Source organism: Streptomyces sp. HSG2 (assembly GCF_016598575.1).
Classification (GTDB): Bacteria; Actinomycetota; Actinomycetes; order Streptomycetales; family Streptomycetaceae; genus Streptomyces.
Genome location: NZ_CP066801.1, coordinates 2,597,886 through 2,618,827, shown reverse-complemented (window position 1 = coordinate 2,618,827; position 20,942 = coordinate 2,597,886). Strand labels below are relative to the sequence as shown.

Here is a 20,942-nt window from a genome sequence, read left to right as displayed (position 1 = left end):
CCGCACACCCTCACGGCCCTACTATCTGGCTGTCCGTAGCAGGCTCCCCTCCGTTTCTGCCCGACGGCTCGTCGACACGCGAGCCCCAGGCCCGCCGGAGGCATCGGGGGATGCACATGAACAGCGTTCCGCGGCAGTTGCCGCGCGAGGACCGGCAGGAATACGAGCGCATCCTGGACGAGGCCTTGCGCTCGGCGCCATTCCACCCGGGACCCGTCGCCGAGGGACGGGGACTCGACGCCGAGCGGCTTCGCGGTATGGCCCTGGCCGCCGAGGCGCTGATATCCGCGGCGGCGGCCGGAGAGTACCGACACTATGTCGAGGTCCGCGACGAAGTCCGTCGCCCCTCGGCGGCCTCCGCGAGCGGCGTCGCCGAACCCTCCGGATCCGACGGATCGGCGTCCTCCGTGCCGGGGGGCGCCGGTGCCGGGGTCGCCGCCGTGCTGGCCGTGCTGGCACCCGTCCTGGCGGGAACCGCCGCCGTGATCTTCCTGTCGCTCGGCTACCTGCTGCGCCTGCTCGACCCCGACCGGACGTTCGCGAATGCCATGATCACCGCAGGCTGGGTGTTCACGTCGTCGACCGCGGTGGCCATCCTGGCGGCCTCCGCCGGGCTGCTGCTCACGGCGCTGCGCAACCGGCCGTCCGCCGAGGCCCGCCGCTACGTCGAACTCGACACCCGCCTGGCCTCGGCACGTGACGCCTGGCGCGAGGCCCTGTTGGAACGCGGCATCATCCCCTTCCTCCGGGATGCCCGGGAAGCCCCGGCCTCGGAAGCACGCGCCCCGACATCCCCGCCCCCTCGGGGGCGCGTCCCCCACCTGGGCTACCATCGCCCGGGTTTCAGCACGCCGGGCGACGGCACCTCCCCGGCCTACCGCCCGCGCTACTCCAGTCCGGACTACTCCAGTCCGGACTTCGGCGGTCCCGACCACCCCCCGGAGTGATCGACCTCGCCCGCGCGGCGGGGCAAGGGCGTCCCCGACGCGCGGGAGAGACCCGCGTCCTCCTCAGTCGGCCAGCGGCAGATACACCCGGTTTCCCGCTTCCGCGAACTCCCTGGACTTCTGCAGCATCCCGGCCGCCACCTCCTCCGCCGTGGCGCCCGCGGCCGAGGCACCGCCGAACTGCTCCGTGATGCTGTGACTGATCTTCATCGAGCAGAACTTCGGGCCGCACATGGAGCAGAAGTGGGCCGTCTTGGCAGGCTCCGCGGGCAGCGTCTCGTCATGGAACTCCCGCGCCGTGTCCGGATCGAGAGCCAGATTGAACTGGTCCTCCCAGCGGAACTCGAAGCGCGCGTCCGACAGGGCGTCATCCCACCGCTGAGCGCCGGGGTGGCCCTTCGCCAGGTCGGCCGCGTGAGCCGCGATCTTGTAGGTGATGACGCCGGTCTTGACGTCATCGCGGTTGGGCAGGCCCAGGTGCTCCTTGGGCGTGACGTAGCAGAGCATCGCCGTGCCCCACCACGCGATCATCGCCGCGCCGATTCCGGAAGTGATGTGGTCGTACCCCGGCGCCACATCGGTCGTCAGCGGACCGAGCGTGTAGAAGGGGGCTTCCTCGCAGACGTCCTGCTGGAGATCGATATTCTCCTTGATCTTGTGCATCGGCACATGCCCGGGGCCCTCGATCATGGTCTGCACGTGAAAGCGCTTGGCGATGCGGTTGAGTTCGCCCAGCGTCTCCAACTCGGCGAACTGCGCCCGGTCGTTGGCATCCGCGATGGATCCGGGCCGAAGACCGTCACCGAGCGAGTAGGTGACATCGTAGGCGGCGAGAATCTCGCAGAGCTCCTCGAAATTCTCGTAGAGGAAGGACTCCTTGTGGTGCGCCAGGCACCACGCCGCCATGATCGACCCTCCGCGCGAGACGATGCCCGTCTTGCGGTTGGCGGTGAGCGGTACGTACGGCAGCCGCACCCCCGCGTGGACGGTCATGTAGTCGACGCCTTGCTCTGCCTGCTCGACGACCGTGTCCTTGTAGATCTCCCAGGTCAGCTCCTCGGCCCTGCCGTCGACCTTCTCCAGCGCCTGGTAGAGGGGCACCGTGCCGATGGGCACCGGCGAATTGCGCAGCACCCACTCGCGCGTGGTGTGGATGTTGCGTCCGGTGGAGAGGTCCATCACGGTGTCGGCACCCCAACGGGTGGCCCAGGTCATCTTCTCCACCTCCTCCTCGATGGAGGAGGTCACCGCCGAGTTGCCGATGTTGGCGTTGACCTTCACCAGGAACCGCTTGCCGATGATCATCGGCTCGATCTCCGGATGGTTCACGTTGGCCGGCAGGACGGCGCGCCCGGCGGCGATCTCGGTGCGCACCACCTCCGGGGAGACGTCCTCCCGAAGGGCGACGTACTCCATCTCCGGGGTGATCTCGCCGCGGCGCGCGTAGGCCAGCTGACTGACCGGACGGCCGTCGCGGCCTCGGCGGGGCAGCCGCGGACGCCCCGGGAACACCGCGTCGAGGTTGCGCAGCCCACCACGCGGTGAGGTGTGCCGGATCCCGTCGTCCTCGGGCCGGACGGGGCGCCCGGCGTATTCGGTCGTGTCGCCCCGAGCGATGATCCAGTTCTCCCGGAGCGGAGGCAGGCCCCTGCGGACATCGGTGTCCGCGAGCGGATCGGTGTAAGGGCCGGAGGTGTCGTAGAGCGAGACCGAACGCCCGTTGGTGAGATGCACCTGTCGGACGGGCACGCGCAGGTCGGGGCGGGAGCCCTCGACGTACGCCTTGTGCCAGCCGATCGGTTTCCCGGCGTCGCCGTCGGAGGAGGACGGCGACTCGGGGGTCTGCTGCTGGTCGGTGGAGGCAAGCGTGTGTGCGTCCTCGGTGGTCATGAGACCTACTCCCTACGCCGGCATTACCCGGTAACAGGTTCGGCGGTCGACGCAGCGTCGCCCGTCCGCGGCGCATCGTGGGATATGTCACCCGTAGCCGGTGAGGTTTCCCGTGAAACGTCGCTTCGACGGAGGTCAGCGCCCTCTCAGCCCGGTGCTCCGAGCTCCCGCGTGTACAAAGCGGTCCATACGCTAGCGCCAATCCGGGCGCGGTGAACAGAGGGCCCCCGAGCTTCTTGCGATGATCGGCCTGTGACCACGACGCAGCCTTCACCCCAGCCCCCGCCCGAAGGCAGCCGCGGGCCGGGGCCCGACACCGACGCTCCACGGGACGTCCGGGGAACGGTCGACGGCCACGCTTCCGACGGACCGCTCCTCGACGGGGGTGCGCGTCCCCCGTCGCCGCCGGGCCCGGAAACCGCGATCGGCCGGGGGCTGGGCACCGACGGCCTTCCCCGGGACCACGAGTCGCGTCGCGCCCCCGGGCGGGAAGCGGGGCACGGTCGGCAGAGGACGCACGAGGGGCACGGTCACGGAGGGCATGGACACAGCCATGCGCACGGCCCCGCCACGCCCGTCTCGCGTCACCTGCGCAGGGTCATCGCCGCGGTACTCATCCCCTTCGCGGCGGCCGCGGCGGCCGGACTGCTCGTGCTCTGGCCGGGAGGTGCCCCGCCCCACGAACGCACCGGAGTCGGCTTCGACCGACAGACCCAGCGGGCCACGGTCGTCGAAGTCGTCGAAGTGGCGTGCGCGGACCTCGCCTCCTCCGGGGTTCCTCCCACCGGCGACACCTCCACCGCTTCCGGGTCGGCGGCCGTGGAGCGCGACAAGGGCGTCTGCGACAGAGCGACGATCCGAGTGGACACCGGCGGCGACACGGGGCGCACCTTCACCGAGATCGTCCAACCCGACCAGCCCAGACAACTCAGCCAGGGGCAGCGGGTCGTCGTCGCCTACGAGCCGTCCGCCCCCGAGGACCTGCAGTACGCGGTCACCGACATCGACCGACGGCTGCCGATGACGCTGCTCGCGGGCATTTTCGCCTTGGCCGTCGTGGTCGTCGGACGGCTCCGCGGTCTGATGGCCCTGCTCTCCTTGGCCATCAGCTTCCTGGTACTGAACTTCTTCATCCTGCCCGCGATTCTCCAGGGATCGAATCCGCTGCTCGTGGCCGTGGTCGGCGCCGCCGTGATCATGTTGATCGCCCTCTACCTGTGCCACGGGCTCTCCGCCCGCACCTCGGTGGCGGTCCTGGGCACCCTCGTCTCGCTGCTGCTGATCGGGGTGTTGGGGTCGCTCTTCATCGGCTGGGCGGCGCTGACCGGCGACACGGACGACAACACCGGGCTCATCCACGGTCTGTATCCGTCCATAGACATGAGCGGCCTGCTCCTCGCCGGCATCATCATCGGATCCCTCGGCGTCCTGGACGACGTCACGGTCACGCAGACCTCGGCCGTCTGGGAACTGCACGACGCCAACCCGACCATGGGCTGGCGCCAGTTGTACCGAGCGGGGATCCGTATCGGCCGCGATCACATCGCGTCCGTCGTCAACACGCTCGTTCTCGCCTACGCGGGCGCGGCCCTCCCGCTCCTGCTGCTGTTCTCCATCGCGCAGAGCAGCGTGGGAACCGTCGCCAACAGTGAACTGGTGGCCGAGGAGATCGTGCGGACCCTTGTCGGGTCGATCGGGCTGGTGGCCTCGGTACCGGTGACCACGGCCCTGGCGGCGCTCGTCGTGTCGGCCGACCGCGCCCGGACCACCGAAGGAAGGATCGGAGGAGGCAAGGTCGTTCGGGGCGGACGGGGCCGTCGCCGCAAGCGATGAGACACCCCCTGCGGCGGGGCGAACCACTCCGCCCCCGCCGCACGCTCAGCCCGCGCTCTGCTCCTCCGCGAGGATGCGGTCGAGGGCCTCCTCCAAGTGAGCGTCGAAATCCGCGAGCGCGCCCTCCTGTCCCAGAGGCACCAGCTTGTCGGTACGGTCGAGGAACGCGACCAGAGGTGCGGCGGAGGAGCGGAAGACAGCCTGGTCACCACCGACCTGAAGACGAATCACCACCTCCGCCAAGGGCTCCGGCTCGACCGGCGCCACCCGGACGTCACCGTCGCCACTGGGCCGCCCCACCCCGTCGATGAGCAGCTCACGGCCGAAGGCCCAGGTCACCGGCGCATCGCCGGGCAGGTGGAACGTGAGGCGGACGGCGTAGGGATCACCCGTCTCGTAACGCAGCTCCACCGGGATACGGAAGGTGAGTTCCTCGGACACGAGAAAACTCATCATGACCTCTGCCTGTACGGACTGGTGCATCGCCTACCCCGTCTTCGCCGTGGACTGGCCGGGAATCAAACCTCTGACACTGGTGGCATCTTGCTGAACGTACACACCAGATCACAAGGAGTAAGTTTTCAGATACTGAGAACGAGGGCCAGCGACCCCAGGCGCCGCCGCGCCTCCCTCCGCAACCGCAGCACCGCGGGCAACAACCGGTCGGATTCGTGGGCGGGGACGGAGAGGCCCACCGCCGCCACCGAGGCGCCGGCGACGAGAGGAAGCGCCGCACAGACCGTCCCGAGGGCGTACTCCTCGTGTTCGACCGCCGCCCCCGCACGTCGCACGGCGTGCAGTCTTCGACGAAGCCGCCGCTCGTCACGCACGGTGTACCGAGTGATCGTCCGCACCGGATGGCGCGCGAGGTGGTCCTGTCGACTCTCGGCGTCCAACTGCGCCATCAGACACAGACCGAGCGCGTGCGCGTGCCCGGTCTCGCGGAAGGCGGCCCACTCCGCGACCGCCGGGTGGTCCACGGTGTCCGCGACACGGACGACCTCGATCTCGCCCTCGCGGTAGCGCGCGTAGTACACCGGCGCCCCGACGGCGTCACGCCAGTCCGTGAGTATCTCGTCCAGCGTGCCGCGACGTTTCTGCTGGGCCCCGCGGCTCGTGAGCCGCTCGACAGCCTCCCCCAGGAAGAACAACCCCTTGTCCCGCCGCAGATAGCCCTCGTGAGCGAGCGTGCGCAACAGGTGGTAGGCGGTGGGGAGGGCCAGGCCGGTCTCGCGCGCCAATTGTTTGGCGGGCGCTCCACACGGATGCTCGGCGACCCGCTCCAGCAGCCTCATCGCCCGCTGCACGGATCCGATGAGCGTGCCCGCCGATCCCCCGCCTCGGGGCCCCGCGGGGGACGGAACCGCACGGGGCACTCGGGGCACCTGGGGGAGGGGCGGGCCCGCGCCCGCCCGCTCGCCGCCCCCCTCGGGAGACGAACGAGGCCGCGCGGGCAGGGAACGCCGGGGGACGGATGCGTGTCGAGCCGTGGTCAAGGTCGCTCCCGAAGCGCGAGGGGGCAGCCGGTGCGGGGAACACGGAGGAGGGTGTGCACACCGCCCGCGGGTTTGTCCCGCAGCTTCGGACTCTAACCGCCTGTCACCGGATGAACACGACCCGTACGCCAAACTTCCCCCGCGCGAGGGAACCGACGCTCCGCGTCACCACGCCCCTTCCCCGGGGCCCTCACCAGTCCCCGCGCGAGGAGGAACCCGCGGTGAACTTCCGAACCACGTAGACCAGCCCTCCGACCAGCGCCACGAACAACAGAAGCTTGAACAGGACACCGACAACGAACCCCAGCACGTTGACGATCAGACCGCCGAACACGACCAGGGCGATAAGGGGCACCGCGATCCACGTCACCCACCACGGCAGCCCCGCGAAGAACTCTCGCATCGTCTCGTCCTCACCTCTCCACCCGCCCCGCACTCCGGCGTAGCGGCGCGCCGGGTCGGATCCCGTGGGGAGCCCGTCGCCGGGCGTCCCCGTCCTGCCCTCGATGCTAGGGCGCGCCGGACGCTCGCGGGGATCTCCAACCCCTGGTCGTCCCCCCACCCACCCCCTAGGGAACCCGCGACCGACCCCGCTCACGCACGAGGTCGCGACTGTCCGGGAAGTCCTCGACTCCGCGAGCCGCCCTCCCCGGTGAGGCCCTCACCCCTCCGGAGGGGAGAAGACGACCAGCACGCGCAGGTCCTCCGAGATGTGATGGAAGCGGTGCGGGACACCCGCGGGCACGTACACGACACCACCGCGCGCCACCTCGGTGGTCTCGTTCCCCACCGTGATCGCGGCCCGCCCGCTCACCACGAAGTACACCTCGTCCTGCGCGTGCGGCTGCTGCGGATCGACGGTTCCCGCGTCGAGGGCGTAGAGCCCCACCGACATGTTCCGCTCCCGCAGGAACTGCAGGTACGCCCCGTCGTTGGCGGCGCGCTCCGCCTCCAGTTCGTCCAGCCTGAATGCCTTCACCGTGTCCGCCCCTGTCTCGCCCCGTACGCCCGAACGTGTCCGTCGTCCGTCACGATCAGACACTTGGCTTCCTCCCCCGCCGAAGGAGGGGGATTCCTACGGCTCGCGCCGCAGGGGTTTCTGCTTCATCGCCGACCGCCCGCCCGGAGTACTCCGTTGAGGTCTCACACCGGCTCCACAGACAGACGCCGTCAGCCCGACGGCCAGAATGTTCTTCGCCGCGTTCACGTCCCGGTCGTGGGTCGTCCCGCAACCGCACGCCCAGCTCCGGACGTTCGACGGCATCGTGTCCCGCGAGGTGCCGCAGGTCGAGCACAGCCTGGAGGAGGGGAACCACCGGTCGACCGCGATCACCTCACGGCCGTACCACCGGGCCTTGTACTCCAACATGCTCCGGAACTCCGACCACGCCGCGTCACCGATGGCGCGGGCCGGACCCCGATTTCCCACCAAGTTCCGAACGGAGAGGTCCTCGATCACGATCGTTTGGTTCTCACGAACGAGCCGAGTCGTCAGCTTGTGCAGATGGTCACGCCTTCGGTCCGTGATGCGGGCGTGGACCCGGGCGACCTTCCGGAGCGCCTTGGCCCGGTTCCTCCCCTCGCCTTCGGCCTTGCGGGCGAGGTGCCGTCGGGCCTTGGCCAGACGGGTGCGGTCGCGCCGCTCGTGGCGGGAGTTGGAGACCCTCTCACCCGTGGAGAGCGTCAGCAGGTGGTCGAGTCCGACGTCGACGCCGACGGCCGCGTCGGTGGCGGGGAGCGGCTTCACCGACGGATCCTCGCACAACAAGGACACGTACCAGCGGCCGGCCGCGTCCTGCGACACGGTCGCCGTCGACGGCGAAGCCCCCTCCGGGAGCGGGCGAGACCAGACGATGTCCAGCGGCTCCGCCATTTTCGCCAGCGTCAGCTCCCCGTCCCTGAATCGGAACGCGCTGGTGGTGTACTCCGCCGACTTCCGCGACCTCTTGCGCGACTTGAAACGCGGATACCGCGCCCGCTTGCCGTGGAAACTCGTGAACGCCGCCTGAAGGTGCCGCAGCGCCTGTTGCAGCGGCACCGAGGAGACCTCGTTGAGGTAGGCGAGTTCCTCGCTCCTCTTCCACGCCGTCAACATCGCCGAGGTGGCCGCGTAGTTCACCCGCTCCTGCCGCGCCCACGCCTCGGTGCGCGCCGCGAGGGCGAGGTTGTAGACCTTCCGCACACAGCCGAAGGTGCGCGACAGCTCCGCCGCCTGCGCATCGGTCGGGTGGAAGCGGTACTTGAACGCCCGCTTCACATGGGTGGCCTTCACGCCTCACACACTACCCCACCAATTGGTGACATCCGCCGATAGCATGGCGGTGGACACCGGGCCACCATGACACCGAATTCCCCGATACCGAACCGGCTTCCCCGCTCCGCGGAGATTTCGTTTCCTCCCCGGCCGCCGAGGTCGGGATTACCCACGAAGGAATACCCCGATGAAGAATTTCGCAGTCAAGACGATCGCCAACGCGGGCGCCCTGGCGGTCGCCGTCTTCCTCCTCGACAAGATCACCCTGACCGGCGACAGCACCGGGGGGAAGATCGGCACGCTGATTGTGGTGGCGCTGGTCTTCGGAGTGGTGAATCTGCTGGTCAAGCCGGTGGTGCAGCTCCTCACCCTGCCTCTGTTCATCCTGACGCTGGGGCTGTTCACCCTGGTGGTCAACGCGTTCATGTTGCTGCTGACCTCCTGGCTGGCCGACCTGCTGGATCTGGGTTTCCACGTGGCCGGATTCTGGACGGCCGTACTCGGCGGCCTGATCGTCGCGGTCGTGTCCTGGGCGCTGAACGCCTTCCTGCCCGATGGAGACTGAGGCTCGACGGCTCTCTCCGCCGGCCGGTGAGTCGGTCCTCCGTGACGGCGGGATTGCTCACCGCCCGATCCACGAAAGCCACCGCGCTCCCTCCCCGATCCTGTCCGCCGCGTGCCGGGGGGCGGGGTCCGTCCTCGAAGGAAGGCCACGATGACCTACCGCGTCTGCTTCGTCTGCACCGGCAACATCTGCCGCTCGCCGATGGCGGAGGCCGTCGTCCGCGCCCGTCTCGCGGACGACGGACTCGCCGACCGGGTCACGGTGGACAGCGCCGGAACAGGCGACTGGCACGTGGGCGAGGACGCCGACCCCCGCGCCCTGACCGCCCTTCGCCGATCCGGCTACCGGCTCGACCACCGGGCGCGAAGGTTCCGGCCGTCGTGGTTCCCTGACATCGACCTGGTCATCGCCCTCGACCACGGCCACCTGGAGGCCCTCCGACGATCCGCCCCCACCCCCGCCGACGCGGGCAAGGTGCGCCTGCTGCGGTCCTACGACCCGAACGTCTCCCCTGACGCATGGGACGTACCCGACCCGTACTACGGCGGTGAGGCGGAGTTCGCGCGGTGTCTTGACCTGGTGGAGTCCGCCGCCCCGGGTCTCGTGGCGGCGGTCCGGGCGGAGTTGGAGGGACGAGACAGGTGAACGACACCGAGAGCTTCGCGACGGACCCCCGGCGATCCGAGGCGCCCCGTCCGGCCGACCAGGGTCGCACGGGTGAGGGCACCCGAGCGGTGCGGGCCGGGCTGCCCGCGCCGGCGGAGCACCGTCCGGCCCTTCCGGGACCGGTGTTCGCCGCCCACTATCACCTCTCGGGCGACCCCACCGGGCCCTACACCTACGGCCGGGACGAGAACCCGACCTGGACTCTGCTGGAGGCGGCCGTCGGCGAGTTGGAGGCACCGGGGCACGAGGACGTGACGACCCTGGTGTTCGCCTCGGGCATGGCGGCGATATCGGCGGTCCTCTTCTCCCGGCTCTCCGCCGGGGACGCGGTCGTCCTGCCCGACGACGGCTACCAGGTCCTGCCACTGGTCCGGGCTCGCCTGGAGGCCTTCGGCGTCGAGGTGCGCACTGTTCCGACGGCCGGCTGGGATCGACTCGACGCGCTGGACGGCGCCCGTCTCGTCTGGCTCGAGACGCCGTCCAATCCGGGGCTCGACGTGTGCGACGTGCGGTCGATCGCGACGGCTGCCCACAAGGCCGGGGCGCTCGTGGCCGTCGACAACACCCTGGCCACGCCTCTGGGTCAGCGCCCCCTTGAACTCGGCGCGGACTTCGTCGTCGCCAGCGGGACCAAGCAGCTCACCGGCCACGGCGACCTCCTCATGGGCTACGTCGCCGGTCGCGCCGGCGCGGCGATGGAGGCGGTACGGCACTGGCGCAAGATCGCGGGAGCCGTCGCCGGGCCGATGGAGTCCTGGCTCGCCCATCGGTCGATCGCGACGCTCCATCTCCGTGTGGAACGCCAGGCCGTCACCGCGCTGCGCGTGGCCGAGGCCCTGCGCACCCGACCGGAGGTGACCGGTCTGCGCTACCCGGGACTTCCGGACGACCCCTCCCACCGGATCGCCTCTCGCCAGATGCGTCACCACGGGTGCGTGGTGTCGTTCGTCCTCCCCTGCCGGGCTCACGCGGACCGTTTCCTGCGGGCCGCGCGCCTGGTGGACGAGGCGACGAGTTTCGGCGGGGTCCGCTCCACGGCCGAGCGCCGCGGGCGTTGGGGCGGAGACGCGGTGGAGGAGGGCTTCGTCAGACTCTCGGTGGGGGTGGAGGATCCCGAGGACCTGATCCGGGATCTGTTCCGGGCGCTGGACGCGGCCGCGGACTGAGAGACGCGGTCGGCCCCGCGGGCCGGCGCCTGTCACATCCCGGGCGTGTCACGGGCCGCGCACCTGGCCGGTGAGCCGCGGCGACCCCATTCCCCGTTTCCGGAGGAATCCGGTCCCTCGCGCCTCGGTCCCGGCGGCTCCGCGAGCGACCGGGACGGCGAGGGGAAGGACCGGGGGCTCGGCCGGGTGGGCGGCCACCGCGCGGTCGTCGTATCACCGCCTGAGCGGGGCGTCGGCCGGGGCCGGCCGGCGGTCCGTGGTGGTGTCCGGAGCGCACGGCGCGGAAGGGGCGAGGGGTTCGGCCGCGGTGGCCTCCTCCGTCGAGCGCGGTCGACAACCGGGAGCGTTCCCGTGAGCCTCGGCTCGGATGCGCTGCTTCATCGTGGGAGGCAGGGAGCCGGAACGGAACCAGGGCCGTACGGACGGCGCCGGCACCGTCACGGGCTTGACACCGACGCTCTTGCTCGCGGTCTCGGCCTGGGGTACGGCCGCCGAGGCGGTCTGGGACGCGAAGCCGAGCGCGGCGAGCAACGCGAAGAAGGCGGTGACGATGGTGGTCCACCACGTGGTGACCTGGCTGCGGGCCATGTCCCCTCACTTTCGGGTTGGGCGATTTGCGTACTTTCCTCATGATGTGTACGAGCCCCGCGAAGTGGTGGACCGAACCCCGTGGCGCGTCGATGTTCAGATGAACACCACCCGGTTGGCGCAGAGACGGCGCATCGCGCCCGTCGCGACCGGGGAGCGACCCGGTGGCGACCGACCGTCGGGCATCACCCTCCGTGGGGTGACGCTCACCCTCGGGCCCGCTCCTACTGGGCCGACGGCAAGGGGAGTTGACCACCCCGGCAGGTCACCGATCGATATCGATCGGTGTGTATAGTCGGTTGGCAGAGGTCCCCTACGTCAAGGAAAGACGAGGTCGCGCGGTGAAGAAGCTTCTCCTGGTCGCACTGGCCGCCATCGGCGGGCTCCTCGTGTACCGCCAGATCCAGGCGGATCGCGCCGAGCAGGATCTGTGGACGGAGGCGACCGATTCGGTGCCCTCGGGCTCGTGAGTCGGACCCGACCACGGTTTCCCGGAGACCCCGGCCGTCTTGACGGCCGGGGTCTCTCGCTGTCGGATTCGGCCGCTCGCGCGAGAACGCCGGGTGGCGCCCAGGACCGAACGGCAGTATGAGCGTCGAGCGCGCGAGGGGGGCGGTCGATGTCGGACGCAGGACGTGGGGGAGGGTGGGCCTCGTCACGTCTCATCCGTGCCGGGAGCGCCACGGCCGCCGCGCTGGCCTGGGTGGTCCTCTCGGGCCCGACCCAGATCGCGACGGCGGACGAACCGGGCTACACCTTCGCCGACGACGCCGTCCCGGCCCCCGCCCCCCCGGACGTGACGGAACCGGCCGGACTCGAACTCGGCCTCACCTACACCGGCGCCCTGCCACGGGATGAACGGGTCTCCTTCGAGCTGGCACTCGACGACCGCTCCGACACCTACGTCTCCGTCACCGCCGTACCCGGCGAGGCCGACGAGGTCACGGCCGCCGACGGAATCAGGGTGTCGCTGGAGGACGCCGAGGGCAGGTCGTGCTCACTGGACAGCACGACCTTCGGACTGGCCCGCAGCGCACGACCGATCACCGCGTGGGGCCTGCGCGAGATCTCGCCCGACGAGAACCGATGCCAGGCGGCGGGCGCCTACCGCGTCACCGTCGAACGCACCCGCCCCCAGGACTCCCCGGCGACGACCTGGGCCCTGGAGCTGACCACCGTCGTCGAACCCCCGCTCGCCGACACCGCGACGCCCGGACCCCCGCGAACAGGCGACCCCACCTCCCCCCAACCCGTCGCGGGCGAACCGGTGAACACCCGAGGGGGACACGGGTTCGACGACGCCACCCCCCTCGACGAGGGAGTCTGGCGAGACGGCATCCGCCCCGGCGAGACCCTCTTCTACCGGGTTCCCGTCGACTGGGGGCAGCGCGTCCACGCCATCGCCGAGCTGGGCGCCGCCGAATCGGGCCGCGGATACACTCCCGGCGCGCTGGACCTGACACTGCACAACCCCGTCCGAGTCCCGATCGACGACGCGGGCACCGCCTACGCGGGCCGAGCCACGACGGTCGCGCCGTCCCCCGGACCACCCGTGTCCCACGGCAACCGCGACGCGGTCGCCGAGAGCGTGAGCGCGCTTCGGTTCGCCGGCGACCACTACCTCGTGGTCCACCTGGCCGGCCGGGTCGCCGACGGCTTCGGGGAGGAAGCCCTGCCCCTGACCTTGCGCGTCCGGGTCGACGGGGCCCCCGAGACCGCACCCCGGTACGCGGGGGAGCCCACGCCGGGCGGGGCCTTCGGTCTCACCCGGCGGAGCGGCGCGCTCGACTCGGGGAGAACGGACCACGCGGAAGGGGCGCCCGCGCCGGGTGGCGACGGGGACCGGTCGATGCGCGTGCTCGCCGCGGCCGGCATCGGCACCGGCAGCCTGATCCTTCTGACGCTCGGCTCCTGGACCGTCGTCGCTCAGATGCGCGCCAGAGCCCAGAAACCGACGCCGTAGCAGACCAGCGCCACCAGAAGGAGCGGCGCGGCCAGACGCGCCGGCGGTCCCGGGCGCCGCACCCGCGTGGCGCGGTGGTGCCGCTGCGGTCGAGCCGTGTAGGTGGCCGTCGCGCCGGCCCCGGTGGGGGCCGAGGACGCCTCGCCCGAACCGCGCTCGCCCCCCGGGCGTTCCTCCGCGGGGAGCCCCGACGCGCGGGAGGCGTACGCGGCGCCGAGCCCGTGCTCCGCCGGCGACGACCGGGCGTCGTCGCGTTCACCGGTGTCCCAGGGTTCACCGGAGGCCGGCCCCTCCCCGGGCACGGGGCCGGCGACGGGACTCCGGGCTTCGCCGGTTCGCCCCGATTCCGGTGGCCGCCCCGCCGGGGGGAACGCGGGAGGAGGCGGGGGCGTGCCATGACCGCCCTCAGGGAACCGCGACCATGGCACATCCGCGGACCCGGGCGGAACGGCAGACCCGGACGGCCACGACGGCGGGCCCTCCATCGGCGGGGCGGGCGGCGGGGCGGGCGGTTGGAGGACGAAGACCCCCGAGGAGACGTCGTCGGCCCCCGCCGACGCGGGCGGTCCCGAGACCTCCGAGCCCCCGACCTCACCATCGCGCGCGGACGTCGACGGTTCTCGCTGCGCGACGAGCGGGCCGTCGGGCCCGAACCCCGGCGGCAGCGGACCGACCTGATCGAACACCTCGATGCGCTCGTCGTCGGGACCGGGCTCCGGCAACAACTCCACAGCCTGCGCCAGCGCCTTCCGCGCACCGGTGGCGGTGCGGAACCGCGCGGCGGGATCGGGTTGGAGCAAGGTGGACACGACCTGCCAGAGCGGCTCCGGAATGCCCCGCGGAGCAGGAGGAGTGCCATGCTCGGCGAAGTACTCCACCAACACCTTGGTGTCCGCCTTCGTCCCCTCCAGGAGGTAGAGGGCGACCAGGCCCACGGCGAACAGGTCCGCCGGGAAGTCCGGTTCGGCGCCGAGCATCTGCTCCGGTGCCAGGTATCCCGGCGTGCCCACGACCAGGTCGCTCTCGGTCAGCCGCGGCTCACCCAGACGCATCGCTATACCGAAGTCCGAGAGCCTCAGCCGCGGAATCCCCCCGCCCGTGGCCTCCAGAAGCACGTTGGCGGGCTTGACGTCCCGGTGCACGACGCCGTCCGCGTGCACCGCGGCCAGCCCGGACAGCAGCTGGTCCAAGAGGACGCAGACGAACCCCGGCGGCAGGGGACCGTAGTCCCCCACGAGGTGGACCAGCGAGCCGCCGCGAACGAGATCCATGGTGAACAGGACCTGATCGTCATCGGCCGCCCAACTGGCCGGGGCGAGCACGTGCGGGTGATCGATCCGCACGCCCTGTTCCCGGACGAAACGGAGCAGCGCGTGGGCGTCCCGTTGTTGCAGCACCTTCGCGGCGACATAGCGACGCCGCCGATGGTCCCAAGCGCGCCACACCGCCCCCACCCCACCCCTCCCGATGGGATCGACCAGCTCATAGCGGCCGGCGAACACCTCACCCATGGCTCTGTGTCGCACCTTCCCCCGCGGTCGGTCACGCGGTACACCACCGGGTGCCCAGGACGCTCTGAGGCGCTCACCTCGGTGGGTCGGTCCCGGTCGGTCAGTTCTGGTGGGCCTGATAGTGGGCGACCGCCTCGGCGGTGCGCCCGGCACCGTAGACGCGGAGGAACTCGGCGACCTCGGGGTGTGTCCGGGCCAGAGAATCCGCCGCTTCCAGGATGTCACCGGCGGCCGAGACCGAGCGCAGCAGCGACTGAATCTCGCGAACGACGCGCTTCACCGTCGGGACGCCCGAACCACTGGTCGTCTGCGTGGTGTTGGCGAGCACCGACCCACCCTGGGACTTCCTGATCCGCTCCATCAGCTCGGCGGCCTCGGCGGCGCTCACACTGCCGTCCGCCGCCTGCCCCGCGAGGTCCTGGAGAAGCTGTACCCGCTGGACCACGGCCGGATTCCCGATCTTGGCTCGCTGACCACTCATCAGCTGGGACAACATCGGTGCCGACAGACCCAGCACCGCGGCCAAGCGCGCCTGGTTGAGGCCGAGATCGTCGATCAGACGACGGAAGAGCGTCCCCAACGGCTCCCCGTACCAGCTCCGCTGCAGCTCCCGGGCTCTGGCGGTGGCTTCCTGCTGTGCGGCGTCCATTGCGTCTCCCCATCGCTGCCCTTGAAAGCGCAGTTCGCTCCAGCGAACCACGCCGAGCATCCTACGGAGAGCGATCCCCCACCGGGACCCCCCATCGCTTTGCGGGATCCGGGGTGGGACCCGGTACTCTGTTGTCGGTGCCCGCTCGTGGGTGACGCCCGAGGGCGTCCCGGCGACCGGAGGTCACCGCTTTCCGGGGCCTTAGCTCAGTTGGTAGAGCGCTGTCTTTGCATGGCAGATGTCAGGGGTTCGACTCCCCTAGGCTCCACCCCGAAGCCCCTCCGATCTGCGAGAACGCGGTTCGGAGGGGCTTTTTCGGCCGGTGGGTGGGGGTGCGTGTCGCGCCCGGGCGGAGCGGACGCGTGAGCGGTGCGCCCTCGGAGCCCGATGCCGGCGGTCGCTACGCCGGGGTCTCCTCCCCCTTGTCGGGAGGCACGGATGCCGGCAGACGTCGGCCGCGGGACTCGGCGACGCGCAACGCGTCGCTCAGGCACTCGGCGAGCCGGATTCCGGCGTAGCGGATCTCGGCGTAGGCGGAGGCGTGGTCGGCCAGCGTGATGCGGGCGAGGCCGAGGACCTCCTCACCGGTCGCGAGCTGCACGGCCTCCATGTCGTCGGCGAGACGGGAGACGTAGCCACCGCTGTCGTCGGTCGACAGGTAGCAGGCCTTGCCATCCGGGGAACGCCAGGGCAACAGACGCAGCGCGGCGCGGGAACCCGGCGGCAGGGAGGCCCCATGGGTCGGACGCTTCGTCATGCCGCCACCCCCGGCCCCGCGACGCGAGGACGATCCACGCCCCGACATGGCTCGGTACCGAACGTGCCGGGCGGGACAGGCGGGAGGCATCGGCGCCGCCCGAGCGCGACGGACTCCGCGTGGGCGAGGACGTAGGGACGTACGAGTCGGACGTCGCCGTGATCGACCGGGTCGGGCACGCGGTGCCCGGATCCCTGACCGGGGAGACGTGCGACCGGGCGCGCGGTGGCGGTCATGGCGGGGACGACCGTGGCGCCCGGCCGGTCGCGGGTGCGGCGGCGTTTCCCGGTACCGGGGACGAGGAGGAGGCGCAGCCACAGGACGGCGCGGCGGATAGGGTCGAGCATGTCGACGCTCCTTCGAAGCGTTGGCCGTGCCCCGGGGCCCTGCCAGGCCGCCGGGGTCTCGTCCCCCATATTTACACCCTGATGCATCAGGTAGCAATAGGAAGCATAGGGTTGCGTGCAGAAGTTACCGCATGTGGTGAGATGCCAGCAGCCGCCTTAGCTTGCCTCTATGGCAGACGACCGCGAGTGGAGACCCGATCCGACCAGTCACGTGTACGTGTACCTCCAGGTCGTGCGGCATCTCACCGAACGGATTCGCACGGGCCGCCTACCGGTTGGAGCACGCCTTCCGGCCGAGCGTGACCTCGCCGATCAGTACGGGGTGGCTGTCAACACCATCCGCCGAGCAGTCCGTGACCTGCGCGAACAAGGGCTCGTCATCACGGTCCCCATCAAGGGCACCTTCGTACGAGCCGCCCAGCCACCCGCCGACGACACCGAGGGCCACCGGCCTCACCACTGATGGGTGCCACGCGGACCGCGCGGCACGCACCGGTTCCCCGCGCCAACCCACCGGACAGATGCCCCGGGAAGGGAGAGCGCGCCCGGGTGAGAGGCGGCGACCCGGCGGGAGACCACACGCGCCTCGCCGCCGCGTCCCGCCCTGGGCACGTGACGGTATGTCAGCACAATGCCCCGACCGAGGCACCCCGCACTCGAAACGGTCTCCGAACTCCCGGAAGGCCCGCCGATCGACTGATCACCACTGATGGTGTCGACCGCTGACGTGAGAAGACCCCCGGACCGATGGCCCGGGGGTCTTCTCACTGGTGGGGCTAACAGGATTTGAACCTGTGGCCTCATCCTTATCAGGGATGCGCTCTAACCAACTGAGCTATAGCCCCGCCGCGCTCTGCGGGGTCCCCCGCGCGCCGACCTCTGAAGGTTAGCGCACGAGGGGTGGAGTCCCAAAATCGGTTCCGCGCCTCACTCGTCCTCGGCGAGCGTGAGCTCGACGCCTCCCACGAAGCCCGCGGAGAGGTTGTAGATGAAGGCGCCGAGCGTCGCCAACGCGGTGGCCAGGACCACGTCGATGGCCGCGATGACCGTGCTGAACATCAGCACGTTGGGCAGCGAGAGGAACGCCTGGAGATCGAACCCGGAGGACTCGCTGGCGCCGGTCGCCTCGGAGATCGTCCCGCCCACGGTCGAGAACACGCCCATGGCGTCCATGACCATCCAGAGGACGGCCGAGGCGACGACCGTGCAGATCCCCAGGGCGATGGAGAGCAGGAAGCTCACCTTCATCACCGACCACGGGTCGGCCCTGGCGACCCGCAATCGGGCCTTGCGAACGCGTGGTACGACGCGCCCGCCCGTGCGCCGCCGAAGATCGGCGTCGTCACCGGCGCCGTCGGCGGTCGGGTAGGCCTGCGGCGGGTGGTAGGGCCCGCCGGACTGCCGCTCCGCCTTCCGGTCTCCCGGCAAGGGTGAGGCCGGCCGCTCGGCCTGCGCTCCTCGGGTGTCCGTCACGGTTCCCCCCTGGGATCCACGAGTCTCGTACGACGAAGAGGACGAGTGAGGTCGCGGCTCCGTTCCACCGGAAACGCCGGAGGCGGGCTGATGCCTCACAGGTGGCGGAACGGAGCCCTTGCCCACGCCGTCCGTCTCCGTACCCGTCGGGGTACCGGCCGACCCGGCGCCCGTGGCTCCGCTCACATCCACTCTCCTCTTGCCTACTCGGACGTGGGCGCCGTGCCCTCGCCCGTGTCACCGCTCGGAGCTCCGGCGGCGGCCTCGTCGGCGGTGTCCCCGCCGTCGACCTCCTCCGCCTCTCGCCCCGCCTCGGCGTTGCGCGCGATACCGACGACGGCGTCGCGCTTGCCCAGGTTGATCAGTTGGACGCCCATGGTGTCACGCCCGGTTTCCCGGATCTCGCTGACTCGCGTGCGAATCACACCGCCGGACAAGGTGATGGCGAGGATCTCGTCGGACTCCTCGACCACCAGGGCACCCACCAGTTCGCCACGATCCTCGACGATCTTGGCGGCCTTGATGCCGAGCCCACCGCGCCCCTGGACGCGGTACTCGTCGACGGCGGTCCGTTTGGCGTAGCCGCCGTCCGTGGCGGTGAAGACGAACGTGCCGGGCCGCACCACGCTCATCGACAGCAGTTCGTCCTCGCCTCGGAAGCTCATACCCTTGACGCCCGACGTGGCGCGCCCCATCGGGCGGAGAGTCTCGTCCGCGGCCGTGAACCTGATCGACTGCGCCTTCTTGCTGATCAACAGCAGGTCGTCGGTGGCGGAGACCAACTCGGCGCCGATCAGCTCGTCATCGGTCCCGTCCTCCCGCTCGCGCAGGTTGATGGCGATGACACCACCTGAACGCGGCGAGTCGTAGTCCTTCAGCGAGGTCTTCTTGACCAGGCCCCCCTTGGTCGCCAGGACCAGGTACGGGGCCGCCTCGTAGTCGCGGATGGCGAAGATCTCCGCGATCGACTCGTCCGGCTGGAACGCCAGCAGATTGGCGACGTGCTGGCCACGCGCGTCGCGCCCGGCGTCCGGAAGCTCGTACCCCTTGACCCGGTAGACCCGCCCCTTGTTGGTGAAGAAGAGCAGCCAGTGGTGCGTGGTGGAGACGAAGAAGTGGTCGACGATGTCGTCCTCACGCAACTTCGTCCCCCGCACCCCCTTGCCTCCGCGTTTCTGGGCCCGGTAGTCGTCGGTCTTGGTCCGCTTGATGTAGCCGCCGCGGCTGACCGTGACGACGATGTCCTCCTCGGCGATCAGGTCCTCGATGGACATGTCGCCCTCGTAGGGGATCAGCTTCGTCTTGCGGTCGTCGCCGTACTTCTCGACGATCGCCGCCAGCTCGGCGCTGACGATGCCCCTCTGGCGGACCGGGGAGGCGAGAATGGCGTTGTACTCGCCGATCTTCGCCTGGAGTTCGTCGTGCTCTTGGACGATCTTCTGTCGCTCCAGGGCCGCCAGCCGGCGGAGCTGCATCTCCAGGATGGCGTTGGCCTGGATCTCGTCGATGTCGAGGAGGCCCATCAGGCCCCCGCGGGCGATCTCCACGGTGTCGCTGCGCCGGATGAGCGCGATGACCTCGTCGATGGCGTCCAGGGCCTTCAACAGACCGCGCAGGATGTGCGCCCGCTCCTCGGCCTTGCGCAACCGGAAGCGGGTCCTGCGGACGACGACCTCGATCTGGTGGGCGACCCAGTGACGGATGAAGGCGTCCAGGGACAGCGTGCGCGGGACGCCGTCGACCAGGGCCAACATGTTGGCCCCGAAGTTGGTCTGCAGGTCGGTGTGCTTGTAGAGGTTGTTCAGCACCACCTTGGCGACCGCGTCCCGCTTGAGCACGATGACCAGCCGCTGCCCGGTGCGGGAGGAGGTCTCGTCGCGGACGTCGGCGATGCCCCCGATCCTGCCGTCCTTGACGAGATCGGCGATCTTCTGGGCCAGGTTGTCCGGGTTCACCTGGTAGGGAAGCTCGGTGACGACCAGGCACTGTCGGTTCTGGATCTCCTCGACCTCGACCACCGCGCGCATGGTGATGGAGCCGCGCCCGGTGCGGTAGGCCTCCTCGATGCCCTTGCGGCCGACGACCAGCGCGCCGGTGGGGAAGTCCGGCCCCTTGATTCGCCCGATCAAGGCGTCCAGCAGGTCCTCGTGCGAGGCCTCGGGGTTCTCCAGGTACCACTGGGCCCCGGCCGCGACCTCCCGCAGGTTGTGCGGGGGGATGTTGGTGGCCATGCCGACCGCGATCCCCGCCGAGCCGTTGATCAGGAGGTTCGGGAACCGGGACGGCAGGACGGTCGGCTCCTGGGAGCGGCCGTCGTAGTTGTCGGTGAAATCGACGGTCTCCTCGTCGATGTCACGGACCATCTCCATCGAGAGCGCGGCCATCTTGCACTCGGTGTACCGCATCGCCGCCGCGGGGTCGTTCCCGGGCGAGCCGAAGTTGCCGTTGGAGTCCACCAGCGGCATCCGCATCGACCACGGCTGCGCCAGCCGGACCAGGGCGTCGTAGATGGAGCTGTCACCGTGCGGGTGGTAGTTGCCCATGACGTCGCCGACGACGCGGGCACACTTGTAGAAGCCGCGCTCGGGACGGTATCCGCCGTCGTACATGGCGTACAGCACACGACGGTGCACCGGCTTGAGGCCGTCCCGCACGTCGGGCAGCGCGCGCGAGACGATGACGGACATCGCGTAGTCGAGGTAGGAGCGCTGCATCTCCGTTTCCAGCCCCACGGGCTCGACACGCAGCGCCAAGGGGTCGCCTTGCGGCGTCACGGGGAGGTTCTCGTCGGTCATTGCTGGTGAGGATCCTTCCGGGTGCGGTCAGCTGAGACCGAC

General features: G+C 70.4%; 21 protein-coding genes, 2 tRNA genes and 1 riboswitch. Of the genes, 9 read left to right on the top strand and 14 right to left on the bottom strand.

Annotation, left to right across the window (positions count from 1 at the left end; all coding sequences use genetic code 11):
- The first annotated feature begins 110 nt into the window (after positions 1-110).
- Positions 111-947 carry a hypothetical protein gene (locus JEK78_RS11005; protein ID WP_200263899.1) on the top strand — a complete coding sequence of 279 codons (837 nt, stop codon included), beginning with the start codon at positions 111-113 and terminating at the stop codon, positions 945-947.
- Positions 948-1,010: 63 nt separating this feature from the next.
- Here JEK78_RS11005 and thiC read toward each other — a convergent pair whose 3' ends face one another.
- Complete coding sequence (thiC, locus tag JEK78_RS11000) at positions 1,011-2,837, bottom strand: phosphomethylpyrimidine synthase ThiC (protein ID WP_242483346.1); 1,827 nt, start codon at positions 2,835-2,837, stop codon at positions 1,011-1,013.
- Positions 2,830-3,018, bottom strand: a riboswitch (TPP riboswitch). (Overlaps the previous gene by 8 nt.)
- A 71-nt stretch (positions 3,019-3,089) precedes the next feature.
- On the opposite strand from thiC, the gene JEK78_RS10995 reads away from it, so the two are divergent.
- A complete protein-coding gene (locus JEK78_RS10995) occupies positions 3,090-4,670 on the top strand; it encodes a YibE/F family protein (protein ID WP_242483345.1) in 1,581 nt (526 codons plus the stop codon).
- Positions 4,671-4,715: 45 nt separating this feature from the next.
- On the opposite strand, the gene JEK78_RS10990 is transcribed toward JEK78_RS10995, so the two are convergent.
- The 5 genes from JEK78_RS10990 to JEK78_RS10970 all read right to left on the bottom strand — a co-directional run bounded on the left by JEK78_RS10990 (position 4,716) and on the right by JEK78_RS10970 (position 8,438).
- Positions 4,716-5,153, bottom strand: coding sequence for an SsgA family sporulation/cell division regulator (locus tag JEK78_RS10990; protein ID WP_200263898.1), 438 nt, complete (start codon positions 5,151-5,153; stop codon positions 4,716-4,718).
- 98 nt (positions 5,154-5,251) lie between these two features.
- Complete coding sequence (locus tag JEK78_RS10985) at positions 5,252-5,965, bottom strand: IclR family transcriptional regulator C-terminal domain-containing protein (protein WP_200264103.1); 714 nt, start codon at positions 5,963-5,965, stop codon at positions 5,252-5,254.
- Between the two features lie 391 nt (positions 5,966-6,356).
- Positions 6,357-6,569, bottom strand: a complete 213-nt coding sequence (locus JEK78_RS10980; protein WP_200263897.1) for a DUF5326 family protein — start codon at positions 6,567-6,569, stop codon at positions 6,357-6,359.
- A 258-nt stretch (positions 6,570-6,827) separates the two neighbouring features.
- Positions 6,828-7,145: a cupin domain-containing protein gene (locus JEK78_RS10975; protein WP_200263896.1), complete on the bottom strand. Its 318-nt coding sequence runs from the start codon at positions 7,143-7,145 to the stop codon at positions 6,828-6,830.
- Between the two features lie 96 nt (positions 7,146-7,241).
- Positions 7,242-8,438 carry an RNA-guided endonuclease TnpB family protein gene (locus JEK78_RS10970; protein ID WP_200263895.1) on the bottom strand — a complete coding sequence of 399 codons (1,197 nt, stop codon included), beginning with the start codon at positions 8,436-8,438 and terminating at the stop codon, positions 7,242-7,244.
- Between the two features lie 169 nt (positions 8,439-8,607).
- Between JEK78_RS10970 and JEK78_RS10965 the strand changes: the two genes are divergently transcribed.
- From JEK78_RS10965 to JEK78_RS10955, 3 genes are all read left to right on the top strand, one after another.
- Entirely contained in the window at positions 8,608-8,985 is a 378-nt protein-coding gene (locus JEK78_RS10965) for a phage holin family protein (RefSeq protein WP_200263894.1), read from the top strand.
- Between the two features lie 150 nt (positions 8,986-9,135).
- On the top strand, positions 9,136-9,630 hold the full coding sequence (locus JEK78_RS10960) for a low molecular weight protein-tyrosine-phosphatase (protein ID WP_200263893.1): 495 nt from the start codon (positions 9,136-9,138) through the stop codon (positions 9,628-9,630).
- Positions 9,631-9,719: 89 nt separating this feature from the next.
- Entirely contained in the window at positions 9,720-10,817 is a 1,098-nt protein-coding gene (locus JEK78_RS10955; protein ID WP_242483392.1) for a cystathionine gamma-lyase, read from the top strand.
- A 213-nt stretch (positions 10,818-11,030) separates the two neighbouring features.
- On the opposite strand, the gene JEK78_RS10950 is transcribed toward JEK78_RS10955, so the two are convergent.
- On the bottom strand, positions 11,031-11,405 hold the full coding sequence (locus JEK78_RS10950; protein ID WP_200263891.1) for a DUF6344 domain-containing protein: 375 nt from the start codon (positions 11,403-11,405) through the stop codon (positions 11,031-11,033).
- A gap of 341 nt (positions 11,406-11,746) precedes the next feature.
- Between JEK78_RS10950 and JEK78_RS23335 the strand changes: the two genes are divergently transcribed.
- Both JEK78_RS23335 and JEK78_RS10940 read left to right on the top strand, forming a co-directional pair.
- Positions 11,747-11,875: a DLW-39 family protein gene (locus tag JEK78_RS23335; protein ID WP_007824483.1), complete on the top strand. Its 129-nt coding sequence runs from the start codon at positions 11,747-11,749 to the stop codon at positions 11,873-11,875.
- A gap of 149 nt (positions 11,876-12,024) precedes the next feature.
- Complete coding sequence (locus JEK78_RS10940) at positions 12,025-13,368, top strand: hypothetical protein (protein ID WP_200263889.1); 1,344 nt, start codon at positions 12,025-12,027, stop codon at positions 13,366-13,368.
- Here the strand turns inward: JEK78_RS10940 and JEK78_RS10935 are convergent.
- Both JEK78_RS10935 and JEK78_RS10930 read right to left on the bottom strand, forming a co-directional pair.
- Complete coding sequence (locus tag JEK78_RS10935) at positions 13,332-14,879, bottom strand: serine/threonine-protein kinase (protein ID WP_200263888.1); 1,548 nt, start codon at positions 14,877-14,879, stop codon at positions 13,332-13,334. The genes JEK78_RS10940 and JEK78_RS10935 overlap by 37 nt on opposite strands.
- A 100-nt stretch (positions 14,880-14,979) precedes the next feature.
- Positions 14,980-15,528 carry a DNA-binding protein gene (locus JEK78_RS10930; RefSeq protein ID WP_200263887.1) on the bottom strand — a complete coding sequence of 183 codons (549 nt, stop codon included), beginning with the start codon at positions 15,526-15,528 and terminating at the stop codon, positions 14,980-14,982.
- A 195-nt stretch (positions 15,529-15,723) separates the two neighbouring features.
- Here JEK78_RS10930 and JEK78_RS10925 point away from each other — a divergent pair.
- A tRNA-Ala gene (locus JEK78_RS10925) sits at positions 15,724-15,796 on the top strand.
- A 132-nt stretch (positions 15,797-15,928) separates the two neighbouring features.
- Here JEK78_RS10925 and JEK78_RS10920 read toward each other — a convergent pair.
- Both JEK78_RS10920 and JEK78_RS10915 read right to left on the bottom strand, forming a co-directional pair.
- On the bottom strand, positions 15,929-16,285 hold the full coding sequence (locus tag JEK78_RS10920) for a hypothetical protein (RefSeq protein ID WP_200263886.1): 357 nt from the start codon (positions 16,283-16,285) through the stop codon (positions 15,929-15,931).
- Complete coding sequence (locus tag JEK78_RS10915; protein ID WP_200263885.1) at positions 16,282-16,632, bottom strand: hypothetical protein; 351 nt, start codon at positions 16,630-16,632, stop codon at positions 16,282-16,284. The genes JEK78_RS10920 and JEK78_RS10915 overlap by 4 nt, the downstream gene beginning before the upstream one ends.
- A 169-nt stretch (positions 16,633-16,801) precedes the next feature.
- On the opposite strand from JEK78_RS10915, the gene JEK78_RS10910 reads away from it, so the two are divergent.
- Positions 16,802-17,095, top strand: coding sequence for a winged helix-turn-helix domain-containing protein (locus JEK78_RS10910; protein WP_200263884.1), 294 nt, complete (start codon positions 16,802-16,804; stop codon positions 17,093-17,095).
- A gap of 305 nt (positions 17,096-17,400) precedes the next feature.
- On the opposite strand, the gene JEK78_RS10905 is transcribed toward JEK78_RS10910, so the two are convergent.
- The 3 genes from JEK78_RS10905 to gyrA form a co-directional block, all read right to left on the bottom strand.
- Positions 17,401-17,477: transfer RNA gene (locus JEK78_RS10905), tRNA-Ile, on the bottom strand.
- An 82-nt stretch (positions 17,478-17,559) separates the two neighbouring features.
- The gene (locus JEK78_RS10900; protein ID WP_200263883.1) at positions 17,560-18,291 is read right to left on the bottom strand and encodes a DUF3566 domain-containing protein; all 732 of its coding nucleotides are present in this window, start codon (positions 18,289-18,291) and stop codon (positions 17,560-17,562) included.
- Between the two features lie 17 nt (positions 18,292-18,308).
- Complete coding sequence (gene gyrA, locus JEK78_RS10895) at positions 18,309-20,900, bottom strand: DNA gyrase subunit A (protein WP_200263882.1); 2,592 nt, start codon at positions 20,898-20,900, stop codon at positions 18,309-18,311.
- Positions 20,901-20,942: the final 42 nt, after the last annotated feature.

Coding starts and splice junctions, on each gene's coding strand:
- JEK78_RS10985 (WP_200264103.1), bottom strand. CDS start 5,965: ATGAGGCTGCTGGAGCGGGTCGCCGAGCATCCGTGTGGAGCGCCCGCC.
- JEK78_RS10920 (WP_200263886.1), bottom strand. CDS start 16,285: ATGACGAAGCGTCCGACCCATGGGGCCTCCCTGCCGCCGGGTTCCCGC.
- JEK78_RS10910 (WP_200263884.1), top strand. CDS start 16,802: ATGGCAGACGACCGCGAGTGGAGACCCGATCCGACCAGTCACGTGTAC.
- JEK78_RS10915 (WP_200263885.1), bottom strand. CDS start 16,632: ATGCTCGACCCTATCCGCCGCGCCGTCCTGTGGCTGCGCCTCCTCCTC.
- JEK78_RS10965 (WP_200263894.1), top strand. CDS start 8,608: ATGAAGAATTTCGCAGTCAAGACGATCGCCAACGCGGGCGCCCTGGCG.
- JEK78_RS10930 (WP_200263887.1), bottom strand. CDS start 15,528: ATGGACGCCGCACAGCAGGAAGCCACCGCCAGAGCCCGGGAGCTGCAG.
- JEK78_RS10940 (WP_200263889.1), top strand. CDS start 12,025: ATGTCGGACGCAGGACGTGGGGGAGGGTGGGCCTCGTCACGTCTCATC.
- JEK78_RS10980 (WP_200263897.1), bottom strand. CDS start 6,569: ATGCGAGAGTTCTTCGCGGGGCTGCCGTGGTGGGTGACGTGGATCGCG.
- JEK78_RS10990 (WP_200263898.1), bottom strand. CDS start 5,153: ATGCACCAGTCCGTACAGGCAGAGGTCATGATGAGTTTTCTCGTGTCC.
- JEK78_RS11005 (WP_200263899.1), top strand. CDS start 111: ATGCACATGAACAGCGTTCCGCGGCAGTTGCCGCGCGAGGACCGGCAG.
- thiC (WP_242483346.1), bottom strand. CDS start 2,837: ATGACCACCGAGGACGCACACACGCTTGCCTCCACCGACCAGCAGCAG.
- gyrA (WP_200263882.1), bottom strand. CDS start 20,900: ATGACCGACGAGAACCTCCCCGTGACGCCGCAAGGCGACCCCTTGGCG.
- JEK78_RS10950 (WP_200263891.1), bottom strand. CDS start 11,405: ATGGCCCGCAGCCAGGTCACCACGTGGTGGACCACCATCGTCACCGCC.
- JEK78_RS10935 (WP_200263888.1), bottom strand. CDS start 14,879: ATGGGTGAGGTGTTCGCCGGCCGCTATGAGCTGGTCGATCCCATCGGG.
- JEK78_RS10960 (WP_200263893.1), top strand. CDS start 9,136: ATGACCTACCGCGTCTGCTTCGTCTGCACCGGCAACATCTGCCGCTCG.